This is a genomic window from Roseovarius tolerans, assembly GCF_900109855.1.
Lineage (GTDB): Bacteria > Pseudomonadota > Alphaproteobacteria > Rhodobacterales > Rhodobacteraceae > Roseovarius > Roseovarius tolerans.
This window is the reverse complement of sequence record NZ_FOBO01000009.1, coordinates 57,903-70,202: the sequence shown is the minus strand read 5'-3', so window position 1 is coordinate 70,202 and position 12,300 is coordinate 57,903. Positions and strand designations below refer to the sequence as shown.

General features: G+C 66.9%; 12 protein-coding genes. 4 read left to right on the top strand and 8 right to left on the bottom strand.

Features of this window, described 5'->3' with window-relative positions:
- Positions 1-364: 364 nt before the first annotated feature.
- Entirely contained in the window at positions 365-763 is a 399-nt protein-coding gene (locus BMX04_RS10515; protein WP_074786354.1) for a (R)-mandelonitrile lyase, read from the top strand.
- A gap of 8 nt (positions 764-771) precedes the next feature.
- Here BMX04_RS10515 and BMX04_RS10510 read toward each other — a convergent pair whose 3' ends face one another.
- The 8 genes from BMX04_RS10510 to BMX04_RS10475 all read right to left on the bottom strand — a co-directional run bounded on the left by BMX04_RS10510 (position 772) and on the right by BMX04_RS10475 (position 10,130).
- A complete protein-coding gene (locus BMX04_RS10510; protein WP_074786250.1) occupies positions 772-1,818 on the bottom strand; it encodes a threonine aldolase family protein in 1,047 nt (348 codons plus the stop codon).
- Positions 1,818-2,288 (bottom strand): YcgN family cysteine cluster protein, encoded by a 471-nt coding sequence (locus BMX04_RS10505; RefSeq protein WP_074786248.1) that lies wholly within the window; start codon positions 2,286-2,288, stop codon positions 1,818-1,820. The genes BMX04_RS10510 and BMX04_RS10505 overlap by 1 nt, the downstream gene beginning before the upstream one ends.
- On the bottom strand, positions 2,285-3,223 hold the full coding sequence (locus BMX04_RS10500) for a bifunctional riboflavin kinase/FAD synthetase (RefSeq protein WP_074786246.1): 939 nt from the start codon (positions 3,221-3,223) through the stop codon (positions 2,285-2,287). Before BMX04_RS10500 ends, BMX04_RS10505 begins: the two co-directional genes overlap by 4 nt.
- Positions 3,224-3,265: 42 nt before the next feature.
- Positions 3,266-6,613, bottom strand: a complete 3,348-nt coding sequence (locus BMX04_RS10495) for an efflux RND transporter permease subunit (protein WP_074786244.1) — start codon at positions 6,611-6,613, stop codon at positions 3,266-3,268.
- A 5-nt stretch (positions 6,614-6,618) separates the two neighbouring features.
- Positions 6,619-8,064: an efflux RND transporter periplasmic adaptor subunit gene (locus tag BMX04_RS10490; protein ID WP_074786242.1), complete on the bottom strand. Its 1,446-nt coding sequence runs from the start codon at positions 8,062-8,064 to the stop codon at positions 6,619-6,621.
- A gap of 105 nt (positions 8,065-8,169) precedes the next feature.
- A complete protein-coding gene (gene moaB / locus BMX04_RS10485) occupies positions 8,170-8,712 on the bottom strand; it encodes a molybdenum cofactor biosynthesis protein B (protein WP_074786240.1) in 543 nt (180 codons plus the stop codon).
- 6 nt (positions 8,713-8,718) lie between these two features.
- Positions 8,719-9,339 (bottom strand): LysE family translocator, encoded by a 621-nt coding sequence (locus BMX04_RS10480; RefSeq protein WP_074786238.1) that lies wholly within the window; start codon positions 9,337-9,339, stop codon positions 8,719-8,721.
- Positions 9,336-10,130: a uracil-DNA glycosylase gene (locus tag BMX04_RS10475; RefSeq protein WP_074786236.1), complete on the bottom strand. Its 795-nt coding sequence runs from the start codon at positions 10,128-10,130 to the stop codon at positions 9,336-9,338. The genes BMX04_RS10480 and BMX04_RS10475 overlap by 4 nt, the downstream gene beginning before the upstream one ends.
- A gap of 174 nt (positions 10,131-10,304) precedes the next feature.
- On the opposite strand from BMX04_RS10475, the gene BMX04_RS10470 reads away from it, so the two are divergent.
- The 3 genes from BMX04_RS10470 to BMX04_RS10460 are packed head-to-tail and all read left to right on the top strand — an operon-like array spanning position 10,305 to position 12,222.
- Entirely contained in the window at positions 10,305-11,246 is a 942-nt protein-coding gene (locus tag BMX04_RS10470; RefSeq protein ID WP_074786234.1) for an aspartate carbamoyltransferase catalytic subunit, read from the top strand.
- Positions 11,243-11,773: a hypothetical protein gene (locus tag BMX04_RS10465; protein WP_074786232.1), complete on the top strand. Its 531-nt coding sequence runs from the start codon at positions 11,243-11,245 to the stop codon at positions 11,771-11,773. Before BMX04_RS10470 ends, BMX04_RS10465 begins: the two co-directional genes overlap by 4 nt.
- Positions 11,770-12,222: a hypothetical protein gene (locus BMX04_RS10460; protein ID WP_083398161.1), complete on the top strand. Its 453-nt coding sequence runs from the start codon at positions 11,770-11,772 to the stop codon at positions 12,220-12,222. Before BMX04_RS10465 ends, BMX04_RS10460 begins: the two co-directional genes overlap by 4 nt.
- Positions 12,223-12,300: the final 78 nt, after the last annotated feature.

Below are 12,300 nucleotides of genomic sequence, written 5' to 3'. Positions count from 1 at the left end.
TTGCAAGAGGGCTGTGGTAGGGCTTGGCGCCAGTGGTTGGGGGTGCGAGTGGCCTGAGGCTGTCGTTGTCGCATCCCGCGCGATACGCACCGAAGGTGCCGCGCGATCGTCATGCCAGAGGCATGCCTCCGGCATGACGCCGTCCCGCGGCCTGGCGATTTGATAGGGCGCGCAACGTGTCGGAGTCACAATGACTTGGCTGGCATAAAGCACCCGCCACGGGTGTTGCATCGCCAGTCCCCGGCCCTGCGATCACGCGGCACCTTCTGGCGGGGCGCTATGTCCGCTCAAGGCCCCCCGCAGACCGTCATTTCAAATTCCCCGAAGGCTGCTAAGATCGCGACGAGTCGAAAGGGAGAGCATGATGCAGATCGTCCGAACGCAAGACGTCAGGAGCAAGCTGGCCGATGCCGCCTATTTTACCGGCCGGGTCTGGCAGGAGCCCGTGGTCGAGGCCCCGGAACCTGCGCGCGTGCGGGCCCTGCGCGTCACATTCGAGCCGGGCGCGCGCACCGCGTGGCACACCCATCCCCTCGGTCAGACGCTGCACGTGCTGTCGGGGGTGGGCCTCATCGGCACACGGGACGGCACGGTGGAGGAAATCCGCGCCGGTGACACGGTCTGGATTCCGCCCAATGAAGAGCATTGGCACGGGGCCACGCCTGACCGCATGATGTGCCATATGGCGATCCAGGAAGCGCAGGACGGGCGCGTGGCGGACTGGCTCGAACAGGTGAGTGATGCGGATTATAGCCGCAGCTAAAGGCCGCGTCAGCCGCGTGCAACGTCCAGAAACCGCGCGATTTCCGCGTCGGTGATCGACCAATCGCAGACAAAGCGCGCCAGCAGCGGCTCCTCCGACGGGCCCTGGTCGAGCGGACCTTCGTAGAGCGCATAGCTTGCGCCTGCCGCCTTCAGCCGCTGATGCGTGGCGCGCGGCAAACGCGCGAAAATCATGTTGACCTGCGGTTCAAACGTGATCTCGACCTGCGGCAGGCCGCGCAACCCCTGCACCAGCTTGGCCGCCTGCGCATTGGCCATTTGTGCGGTGGTCAGCCATAGATCATCCGCCAGATAGCCCAGCATCTGCGCCGAGAGATAGCGGTGCTTGGAGAAGAGATGCGCCGAGCGTTTGCGGCGCAACTCGAATTCCCAGGCATTCTCGGCGTTGAAGAAGATCACCGCCTCGACCCCGAGACAGCCATTCTTGGTGCCGCCCATCGACACCGCGTCGATGCCCGCCTGCCATGTCATCTCGGCGGGGCTGCACCCGAGTGCCGCCACCGCATTGGCAAAGCGCGCGCCGTCGAGATAGCAGGGCAGGCCGTGATCGCGCGCCACTTGCGCGAGCGCGGTGATCTCCGCGCAGGTGTAGATGCGGCCCCGCTCGGTCGCCTGCGTGAGCGCCAGCGGCCCATGCTGCGGGTTATGCACATCGCCCGCGGGCCAGGCGCTGATGGCGGCCTGCAACTCATCCGGCGTCATCTTGTCGGCCTCGCCCACAAGGCTGAGCTTTGCGCCGCCGGTAAAGAACTCGGGCGCGTTGCACTCATCGGTGTGGACATGGGCCAGCGGCGTGCAGAACACCGTCTGCCACGGCTGCGACAGGGTGGCGAGCGCCAGCGCATTGGCCGCCGTGCCGGTGGCCACCAGATAGACGCTGGCCTGCGGCGCCTCAAAGAGCGCGCGCAGCCGGTCGCGGACGCGGCTCATCAGCGCCTCGTCGCCATAGGACGGCATATGCCCGGCATTGGCCTCACTCATCGCCTGCATGACGGCAGGCAGCGCCGGGCCGGAATTGTCGGAGGCGAGTTGCATCAGGTGGGCTCCTCTATGATATAATCTTCCCAGTCATCCTCGGGCACGTCGAACTCAGGGATCGTGCGATGCTGCATCGAGACGCCGGCGTCATGCACGCTCTGCGGATCGCCGGAAATCAGCGGATGCCAATCGTATAGCGGCTTGCCCTCGTAAAGCAGCTTATAGGCGCAGGTTTCGGGCAGCCAGTAGGCGTGGCGCTCGATCGTGTGGGGTTTGAGCGAGATGCATTCCGGCACGAATTGCTGGCGGATGGCATATTGCCCGCAGCGGCAGGTGGTGTCGTCGAACAGGCGACAGGCAACGCGGGTCAATTCCACCTCGCCGGTCTCGTCATCCTCCAGCTTGTTGAGGCAGCATTTGCCACAGCCGTCGCAGAGCGCCTCCCATTCCTTTTGCGTCATCCGGTCGAGGCGGGTGGTCTCCCAGAAGCGTGGGCGTAATCCGCTGCGGTCGATGGGATCGCTCATAGCGCGGCCAGTATGCCGCGCGCGCGGGCGCAATCGGCATCCATCTGCGCGATGAAGGCGTCGAGACTGTCAAAGGTTTCCTCGGGGCGCAGGTAATCGACGAGGGCGACCGACAGCGGCGCGTCGTAGAGATCGCCCGAGAAGTCGAAGATGAAGGTTTCCAGATTGGGCACCTCGCCCTGAAACATCGGCCGCAGCCCAAGCGAGGCCGCGCCGTGATACTGCCCCTTATGCGGCCCGTCGAGCACATCGACGAGCACTGCATAGACGCCGAATTTCGGCGGGTGCAGCCCTTCGATGGACATGTTCGCGGTCGGATAGCCAAGCGTCCGGCCACGCTGTTCGCCGCCCACCACCGGCCCGTCGATGCGGTGCCAATGGCCCAGCATGGCGGCCGCGGCGCGCGGGTCGCCGTCGCTGAGCGCGCGGCGGATGGCGGTGGAAGAGACCTGACCGGCGTCACCTTCGAGCAATTGCGCGATGGTCACGCCAAAGCCCATCTCCGCGCCGAACGCCTGCAAATCGGCGGCATTGCCCGCGCGCCCCTTGCCAAAGCAGAAATCCGCGCCGACCACGACATGCGCAAGGCCCAGCCCGTCGCGGATCACGTTCTGCGCGAATTCCCGGGGGCTGAGCGACGCGAGCGCGGCGTTGAAATTGATCTCATAGAGCCGCTCGACGCCCAGTTTCTCCAGCCGGTGCGCGCGCGCCTCGCGGCCCATCAGCCGGAAGGGCGGGGCATCGGGCGCGAAATATTCGCGCGGATGCGGCTCGAACGTCAGGATGCCCAGGGGCGCACCGCTGCGTGCGCCCGCCGCGCGCGCCTGATCTATCACCGACAGATGGCCGATATGGACGCCATCGAAATTGCCGATGGCGACTGAGGCCCCGCGATCGGCCTCGGTGACATAGGTGTAATCCCGGATGATACGCATGGGGCATGGCCTAGCGCCGCGCGGCGGCTTGCGCAAGGGCGATCAGGCGGGACGGCGGGCAAGGGCCGCTGTCACATAAACCAGCATCAGAAGCACCGCCGCGCCGGTCACGAACAGCGCCAGTGCGGCCATCAACGGGGCCAGCGGCAGGAGTGCGGCGACGGGGCCGGGCAGGGTGCCCGTGGCCAGCGTCCAGCCCAGTGTCACCGCGAACCAGCCGAGGATCATCACCGCCGCCGTGCCAAGCGTCGTGCGCAGCCCCGCGCGGCGCACCCGCAGGCCCCGGCGCAGGGTGGTGACGGGTTGCGCAAGGTCGCGCCCGATGGCCAGCAGGGCAGGCACCACCAGCAGCACCAAGAGCATGCCAAAGCCCAGGCCGTAAACCAGCGTGATCACCGTGGGCTTGAGGAATTGCGCCTGCGTGGAGCGCTCAAAGAGCAGCGGCGCGAGCCCCAGAACGGTGGTCAGCGTCGTCAGCAGCACCGGTCGCAACCGGTCGCAGGTGCCCTCGATGATGGCGGGGATCAGCCCGCGTGTCTCGGCATGCTCGTCGATCGAGGTCACCAGAACGATGGAATCGTTGATGATGATCCCGGTCATGCCCAACAGGCCCACCACGGTGAACATTGACAGCGGCACATCCCATTGCGCATGGCCCCAGATCGTGCCGACAAGGCCGAAGGGGATGATCGCCATCACCACCATCGGCCGGGTCCAGCTGGCAAAGACCAGCGACAGCACGAGGTAAATGCCCAGAAGCGTCATGATCAGCCCCATGCGGGCGTCGGCCATGAACTCGTCCTCTTGCTCAGACAGCCCCGCGAGGCGGTATTCGACCTGATGGGTGGCGGCGATCTCGGGCAGAATTTCGGCCTCCAAGGCGCGGCTGATCTCGGCGGCGCGCGCCGGGTCGTCCTCGGAGATATCGCCGGTCACGTTGATCAGGCGCAGCCCGTTCTCGCGGCGCACGGTGGCAAAGCCGGTGCGCTCGGTGACGCTGACCACATCGGCGAGCGGCACATATTGGCCCGAGGGCGCACGCAATTGGATCGTGTCGAGGAAATCGGCGGTCAACTCGCCCCGGGGCAGTTCGACCCGCACCTCGGCTGAGCGCGGCCCGTCGGGATAGGTCGCGGCCTCGATCCCGTTCACGCGGTGGCGCAGGATGCGGCCCAGGTCGTCGATGGAAAAGCCCATGGCCGAACCCTGCGGGGTGAGATCGAGGATCAGTTCGGACTTGTCATAGGCGAGGTTGTCTTCGAGCGCCGAGACCTCGGGATAGCGCGCGAGCGCGGATTTGAGGGCTTCGGCGGCAGTCTTGAGATCCTCTGCCGTGGCTCCGTGCAGTTCCACGTCGAGCGCATCACCGCCCGGCCCCGAACGGCTGCCGCGAAAGCTGAGCGTTTCGGTGAGCGGCAGTTGCGTGACCTTTTCCTGAAGGTCAGCGACGAATGCAAAGCTGGAATAGGGGCGCAGGTCCGGATCAATGAGCTCTATGGAAATGCCGCCCAGAAGGTCTGCATCCTTGGTGTCCGCGCCCGACAGACCGCGCCCCGAGGTGCCGCCCGCCTGGGCGATCACGTAGCTGAGCGGATTGGCCCCGTAGCGCTCCTCATATTCCGCACCAAGCGCCTCGGTCGCGCGCTGCATCTCGCGCATCTGCGCCAGCGTGTCGGCGCGGCTGGCCCCCGGCGCCATGGCGAAATTGCCCGACACGCTGCCACGTTCGGGGGCGTTGAAGAACCGCCACGTCACATCGCCCTGCAAAAAGCTGCCGATCTGCGTGGCCAGCAGCAGCACTGCACCCGCAAGCACCGCGTAGCGCGCCCGGATCAGCAGGCCCAAAGCCGGGCGAAAACCCCGCTCACGCACCCATCTAAAGCCCCGGTTCACCACCCGGCTGGGCAGGTCGTACCAATGCGACTTGGCCGAATGCGCAAGCGCGTGGGCCATGTGATTGGGCAGGATCAGAAAGCATTCCACAAGGCTCGCCGCCAGCACGGCAATCACGGTGAAGGGAATGTCATAGATCAGGTCGCCGAACCGCCCGCCGATCACCGCAAGCCCGAAAAAGGCAATGAGCGTGGTCAGCGTGGCCGAAAAGACCGGCAACGCCATGCGCCCGGCGGCGCGTTCGGCGGCGACCATCGGCGGCTCGCCATAGCGGCGGTGGCGCGCGTCTGCATGCTCGCCCACCACGATGGCGTCATCCACCACGATTCCGAGGGTGATGATGATCGCGAAGAGCGAGATCATGTTGAGCGTCAGCCCGGCGGCATACATGATCGCCACCGCCGCCAGCATCGCCACCGGAATGCCCGCCGCCACCCAGAAGGCAGTGCGCGCGTTGAGAAAGAGAAAGAGCAGCCCGACCACGAGCGCGAGGCCCGTCAGCGCATTGTCGAGCAGCATGTCGAGACGGCCTGATATGGCCTCGGACCGGGTGCGGATAAGGTCGATCGAGACGCCCTCGGGCAGGGTTTGCAGCATGGTGCCCGCCACCTCGCGCACCTGCGCCTCGATATCGAGCGCGTCGCCCTTGGCCGAGCGGGCCACGCTGACCGAGATGGCAGGCCGGTCGCCCACGAAATAGGCCACGTCGCGCGCCGTCCCGGCCACCCGGATATGTGCCACGTCGCCGATGGTGAGGGCGGTGCCGTCGCGCTCCATCCGAAGCGGGATGTCGGCGATCTCGGCGGGGCTGCGTTTTGCCGTGCCGGTGCGCACGCGGGTATTCGCGCCCTCCATGTCGCCCGCCGGGTCGCTGGTGATCTCGGCGGCGATGGCGCTTGCGATCTCTTCCATCGTGATGCGATGCGCGATCAGGTTGGCACCGGGCACCTCGACCACCGTTTCAGGCGCGGCGACACCTTCGATCGTGGTCCGGGTGACGCCCGCATCGAATAGGCGGGTGACGAATTCGTCGGCGATCCGCGCCAGTTGCTCGGTGCCGACGGGGCCGGTGATCACCACGTCCGTGACGCTGTCGCGCCATGCGCCGCGCCGCACCACCGGCTCGTCGGCCTCGTCGGGCAGGGTGGTGATCTGGTCAAGTGCGGCCTGCACCTCGTCGGCGGCGCGGCCCATGTCCCAGTCGGGCTCGAACTCCAGCGTGACCGAGGCGCTGTTCTCGCGGCTCGATGCGCGCGAGCTTTCGACGCCTTCGACCGCCAGCAGGGCGGGTTCGATGATCTGGACGATGGCGTTATCGACATCCTCGGCGCTGGCCCCGTCCCAGGTGACCGAGACGGAAACGTTGTCGATGATGATGTCGGGAAAGAACTGCGCGCGCATCCGCGGCATTGCCATCAGGCCAAGCGCGATCAGCAGCACCAATAGCAGGTTGGCTGCCGTGCGGTGCCGGGTGAACCATGAGATGACGCCGCGCATCGGCCTCAGCCCCCCATCCGGCGTTCGAGCCGTTCGACGGTCTGCGCGGGCACCTCCGGGCGCTCAAGCTCTGCCAGCAGGCGGGCGCGCATCGGCTCTGGCATGGCACGGTCGCCTTCGACATAGGCGCGCAGCCGTGCGCGGCGGTCGGGGCTGAGGCTCAGCGTCGCCCCGGCATTCGCCTCGGGGCTCAGGCGGCGCACCTTGATGCCGGGGCCAAGGACCGGGCTGCGTTCGCTGACCACCTCGCGGCCCGATAGCTCCGCGCCGCGCACGAGGATATCATTGCCCTGACGGCGCAGCAGGGTGACGGGCAGGCTCTCAAGCCGCTCATCTGCCCCAAGCGCCAGCACCGTGCCATCCGGCCCGAGCGCGGTGGCGGGCAGGCGGATCACTGCGTCGAGCGGCGGCTCCTCGACCGTGACGGCGACGAAATCACCGGGTTTCATCGCCGGGGCCTCGCTGAGCGTGGCAAAGAGCATGCGGCCGCTTTCGCCCTCGGCGAGGCTCGCGGATTGCCGGGTGATCTGGCCGGTCGAGGTCAGGTCGAGCCCGCCGGTATCCAGCGTCACGGTCACGGGCGCAGGCAGAAGCGTGCCGTCCTGACCCAACAGCCGGGCATATTGCGAGGTGGAGACGCGGAACGCCACCTCGAGCGCCGTGCCATCGACCAGCGTGGCCATCTGTTCATTGGCCGTCACCAGCCGCCCCTCGATCACGGTCACATCGCTGAGCGTGCCGGAAAACCCGGCAGTGATGCGGGTTTCCGCCAGACGCCGCTCGGCCTCCGAGAGGGTCAGTTCGGCGCGGGCGGCGGAGGTCTTGGCCTGATCGACGCGCGCCTCCGCGAGGGCCAGCGCCTGACGGCTGGCGAGCACCGCCTGCCGCGCCTGCACGACGTTGTATTCGGCGGTTTCCACCGCCGTCAGGGTGCCGACGCCGCGATCCTCAAGGTCGCGTTGACGGGCCAGCGCCCGGTCCTGAATTTCGGCCTGCTCGCGTCGCGCGGCCAGCTCGTCCTTTGCGAGGTCGAGCGCGCGCGCCGCCTCGCGCTCTTCGGCGCGGGCGTCGTCAAGATCGGTGCGCGCGCGGCTGACGGCGGTCTCGGAATCGGCAGGGTCGATCCGAGCCAGGAACTGCCCGGTCTGCACCGTGCCGCCCTCGACGAAATCCGGCGAAAGCTCGGTGAGGATGCCGGTCACCTGCGCGCGGATTTCCAGCGTGCGGCGGCTCTCGATCTGGCCAAAGGCGGTGAGGACGGGGGCGATCCGGGCCTCTTCGGCGGTCACCGTGCGCACGGCAAAGACGCGCTCGCGGCGCTCGGGCGCGCGCGGCTCCTGGGCCATGCGCTCCTGTACGGCGCTGACCACGATCTGACCGGCATAGGCCAGCAGACCCAGGGTCAGTGACAGAAGGAAGAGACCGAAAAGCCCCTGACGCAGAAACCGCATGGCATGCCACTCTCAAATAACCGGCCCGACTGGCTGGCGGATGGACTACATTTAACCGCGCAGGGCCAAATGCCAAGTCACGGGAGGGTTATACGCAGGGCGCACTCATTTCCGGCGCTGATGCTCGTCGAGCCGTGGCATTATCTCGACAAAGTTGCAGGGGCGGTGGCGGTAGTCCAGTTGAAAGCTCAGGATCTCGTCCCACGCGTCCTTGCAGGCACCGGGGCTACCGGGCAGGGCAAAGAGATATGTTCCGCCCGCGACGCCGCCCGTGGCGCGGCTCTGGATCGCCGAGGTGCCGATTTTCTGCATCGAGACCATGGTGAAAACCGTGCCGAACGCGTCGATTTCTTTCTCGTAGACATCGCGATGCGCCTCGACCGTAACGTCGCGACCGGTAAGGCCGGTGCCGCCGGTCGAGATCACCACGTCCACCTCCGGGCTTGCCACCCATTCGCGCAGCTGATCGGCGATCTGGTCGCGCTCGTCGCGCACGATCATCCGGTCGGCAAGGATATGGCCCGCCGCCTCAAGCCGCTTGACCAGCGTGTCGCCTGAGCGGTCATCGGCCATGTCGCGGGTGTCCGACACGGTGAGAACGGCGATCCGGACGGGGATGAAATCCTTGGTGTCGTCAATGCGGGACATGATTGGTTAACTCCGGGACATGAGGGCGAGACGGGCGGCGAGTGCCGTGAAGATCGCGGCCGAGGCATAGCCCAGCCCGCGATTGAACCGCGCCGAGGTGGCAAGGCGGCGGCCGACACCGCCTGCAAAGACGCCGACCGCGCCGTTGATGAAAAACCCGCCCACAGCCAGCACGAGGCCGTAGATCAGGAATTGCGGCAGGATGGCGCGGGCGGGGTCGATAAATTGCGGCACGAAGGCCAGCACGAACAGGATCACCTTGGGATTCAGCAGGTTCACCAGCATGCCCTCGCGAAAGGCGCGGGCGGCGCCGAGATGTGGCGCGTTGGGGCGCATCGGCCCCTGACGCAGCGCGCCCCATGCCAGCCACAGCAGGTAGCCCACGCCAAGCCAGCGGATCACGTCGAGCGCCAGTGGCAGGGCGGCGATCAGGGCGGCAAGGCCCAGCCCCGCCAGCGTGACATGCACGATACCGCCCGCCGAGATGCCCGCGCTCGCGGCGATGGCGGGGCGCGGGCCTGCCCGCAACCCGAGCCCGAGGCAGAACATCATGTCCGCCCCCGGCGTCAGGTTGAGTGCGAGGGCGGCGGGAATAAACGCTAGCAGGGTCAGCGGGTCGACGATCATGCCCGCCCCGCAAGCCGCGCCTTGAGCGCCAGAAGATCGGCCCAGGCCTCGCGCTTGGCCGAAGGGGTGCGCAGCAGGTAGGCCGGGTGGAACATCGGCAGGGCGGGTTTGCCATAGGCTTCGGTCCATTGTCCGCGCAGCCGCGTGATGCCGCGCTTGCCCAGCCCCGCCTCGCAGCTGATATTTCCCATCAGCACGATCATCTCGGGATTGGCCAGTTCCACATGGCGGGCCATGAACGGGCGCATCATGGCGATCTCGTCGGCATTCGGGTCGCGGTTCTGCGGCGGCCGCCATGGCAGGATATTGGAGATATAAAGCGCAGCCTCGGGCGTCTCGGCCCCGCGCGACAGGCCAATGGCGTCGAACATCCGGTCGAGCAACTGCCCGGCACGTCCCACGAAGGGCTTGCCCTGGATATCCTCGTCGCGGCCCGGCGCCTCGCCGATGATCATCAGTCGTGCGGCGGGGTGGCCGTCGCAGAACACCAGATTGCGCGCGCCGCGCCGCAGATCGCAATGCGGATAGGCGGCAAGTGCCGCGCGCAGCGCGTCGAGTGTGGGAGCGACCGCTGCGGCGGCTGTCGCCGCCGTCAACGGGTCGGCCTCGGCCTTTGCCGCGGGGCTCTCGGGCGTGGCCGTTGCGGTGTCCGGCTTGGCGGCAGGTTTCGCAGATTTCTCGGGCAGCTCATAACGATTGACCGGCGCATCGCCGATCGCTTCGGTCGCGCCAAGCTCGATTTGCCAGGCAAGGCTGGCAAGGGCTGTCTCGGGGTTCAGGGGCGATTCCATGCGCGTGAGGCTATCCCGCGCAGGCGCGGTGGAAAAGGGGCGATGATCGTTGCGGTTCCCACGCTGCGAATTTCGAGTATGTCTGGAAAGGTGAAGCGGCACTGTGCCGTCAATCCCCGCCTTGCCCCGAACGGGCCGGGGTCTTACAAGGCAAGAAACCGGTCGGAGGACAGCATGACATTTCCGCACGCGCATCTCTTGGGGATCGAGCCGCTGTCGCAAGGGGATATCACCGCGATCCTTGATCTGGCCGAAGAGTACGTCACGCTCAACCGCAGCGATGCCAAGCATGCCGACGCGCTGGTGGGTCTCACGCAGATCAACATGTTTTTCGAAAACTCCACCCGCACGCAGGCCAGTTTCGAGCTGGCGGGCAAGCGGCTGGGCGCGGATGTGATGAACATGGCGATGCAGGCCAGTTCCATTAAGAAGGGCGAGACGCTGATCGACACGGCGATGACGCTCAACGCAATGCATCCCGATCTGCTGGTGGTGCGGCATCCGCAATCGGGCGCGGTGGACCTTCTGGCGCAAAAGGTGCGTTGCGCGGTCTTGAACGCGGGCGACGGGCGGCACGAGCATCCCACGCAGGCGCTCCTGGATGCGCTGACGATCCGCCGTGCCAAGGGACGGTTGCACCGGCTGAGCATCGCGATCTGCGGGGATATCGCGCATAGCCGCGTGGCGCGCTCGAACATCATCCTTCTGGGCAAGATGGAAAACCGCGTGCGCCTCATTGGCCCGCCAACGCTGATGCCCACCGGGATCGAGGCGTTCGGGGTCGAGGTCTTTGACGACATGCGCGCAGGCCTTGAAGGCGTTGACGTGGTGATGATGCTACGGCTTCAGCGAGAGCGGATGGATGGTGGGTTCATCCCGTCCGAGCGTGAATATTACCACCGTTTCGGGCTCGATGCCGAGAAGCTGGCCTATGCCAAGGAGGATGCCATCGTGATGCATCCCGGCCCGATGAACAGGGGCGTCGAGATCGACGGCGAGATTGCCGACGACATCAACCGCTCGGTCATTCAGGATCAGGTCGAGATGGGCGTCGCGGTGCGTATGGCGGCGATGGACCTTCTGGCGCAGGGCCTGCGGGCGCGGCGCGCGGCATGAGCACGGTGCTCGATATCCCCGCGCAGGAGGCGCATGTGGTGCGGGTCTTCTCCGTGGTCGAGGAGGCGGGTGCGCCTTTGGAGGATGCCGCAGTGCTGGAGGCTCTGGGCACCGAGGGCAAGCTGCGCTCAGAGGAGATCGAGCTGTTCGACCTGACCGACCTTCAGGACATGTCGCTGTCGGCCTATCTGACCGAGGGACACGGCATCGCCGAGGCTGACCTCAAGGATATGCGCGGGCAGCTCGATGAGCTGAAAGGCCGCGTGCTGATCCTGCCCTCGCGGGCCTTTCAGGGGCAGGCAATGAAGATGCGCGTGGGCGGCGCTCTGCGTCTCGTGGGCCGGTTCGAGGAAGACGTGACCCCGGTCAGTTTCGACCCGCTTCCGGCGGGCGGCGCGCATGGCACGGTGGCGGGCACGGGCGCGCCAAGCGAGACCCCGCGCGGCATGCGCCGGGCGGCGCTGGCGCTGGTCGCGTTGCTGATCGCGGTAGCCGTGCTGGTGCTCGTGCTGATGGGTGGATCATGAGCGAGGGGCTCATTCATTCCATGACGCCGACCACGGCCCTGGCCGAGGGCGAGAAGGTGCTGCACAGCTTTCATCCCGACCGCGCGACCTATTGGCGCGATCATGCGTGGCTGGCGGCGGGGGCCATGGCGTTGGGCATGGCCGTGCTCTGGGCCGTCGGCAATCCGCATGCCTGGACCGGGGCGGTCGGCGGGCTGGCCGCCATCGCCGTGCGGGCGGGTTACGTGGCCTCGGACGAGCTCAAGGCGCGGTGGGACCTGACAGATCATCGTCTCCTTGGCCCGCAGACGCGCGCGGTGCGGCTGGCCGAGATCAAGACGGTGCGCGGGCTGGGTAGTGCTGTGCAAGTGATCACCGCCGCCGGGGACAAGCACCTGATCAAGTATCAGGCCGACCGTACGGGCGTCGAGGCCCGCCTTCGCGCCGCCGCCGGTCTGAAGGAGGGCTGAGCGATGCAGGAACCAAAAGATCCGCGCATATCCGGCAAGATCGCCATGCTGGCGCTGCTGGTAATCGTTGCGCTCACG

Coding starts and splice junctions, on each gene's coding strand:
- BMX04_RS10515 (WP_074786354.1), top strand. CDS start 365: ATGCAGATCGTCCGAACGCAAGACGTCAGGAGCAAGCTGGCCGATGCC.
- BMX04_RS10510 (WP_074786250.1), bottom strand. CDS start 1,818: ATGCAACTCGCCTCCGACAATTCCGGCCCGGCGCTGCCTGCCGTCATG.
- BMX04_RS10505 (WP_074786248.1), bottom strand. CDS start 2,288: ATGAGCGATCCCATCGACCGCAGCGGATTACGCCCACGCTTCTGGGAG.
- BMX04_RS10500 (WP_074786246.1), bottom strand. CDS start 3,223: ATGCGTATCATCCGGGATTACACCTATGTCACCGAGGCCGATCGCGGG.
- BMX04_RS10495 (WP_074786244.1), bottom strand. CDS start 6,613: ATGCGCGGCGTCATCTCATGGTTCACCCGGCACCGCACGGCAGCCAAC.
- BMX04_RS10490 (WP_074786242.1), bottom strand. CDS start 8,064: ATGCGGTTTCTGCGTCAGGGGCTTTTCGGTCTCTTCCTTCTGTCACTG.
- moaB (WP_074786240.1), bottom strand. CDS start 8,712: ATGTCCCGCATTGACGACACCAAGGATTTCATCCCCGTCCGGATCGCC.
- BMX04_RS10480 (WP_074786238.1), bottom strand. CDS start 9,339: ATGATCGTCGACCCGCTGACCCTGCTAGCGTTTATTCCCGCCGCCCTC.
- BMX04_RS10475 (WP_074786236.1), bottom strand. CDS start 10,130: ATGGAATCGCCCCTGAACCCCGAGACAGCCCTTGCCAGCCTTGCCTGG.
- BMX04_RS10470 (WP_074786234.1), top strand. CDS start 10,305: ATGACATTTCCGCACGCGCATCTCTTGGGGATCGAGCCGCTGTCGCAA.
- BMX04_RS10465 (WP_074786232.1), top strand. CDS start 11,243: ATGAGCACGGTGCTCGATATCCCCGCGCAGGAGGCGCATGTGGTGCGG.
- BMX04_RS10460 (WP_083398161.1), top strand. CDS start 11,770: ATGAGCGAGGGGCTCATTCATTCCATGACGCCGACCACGGCCCTGGCC.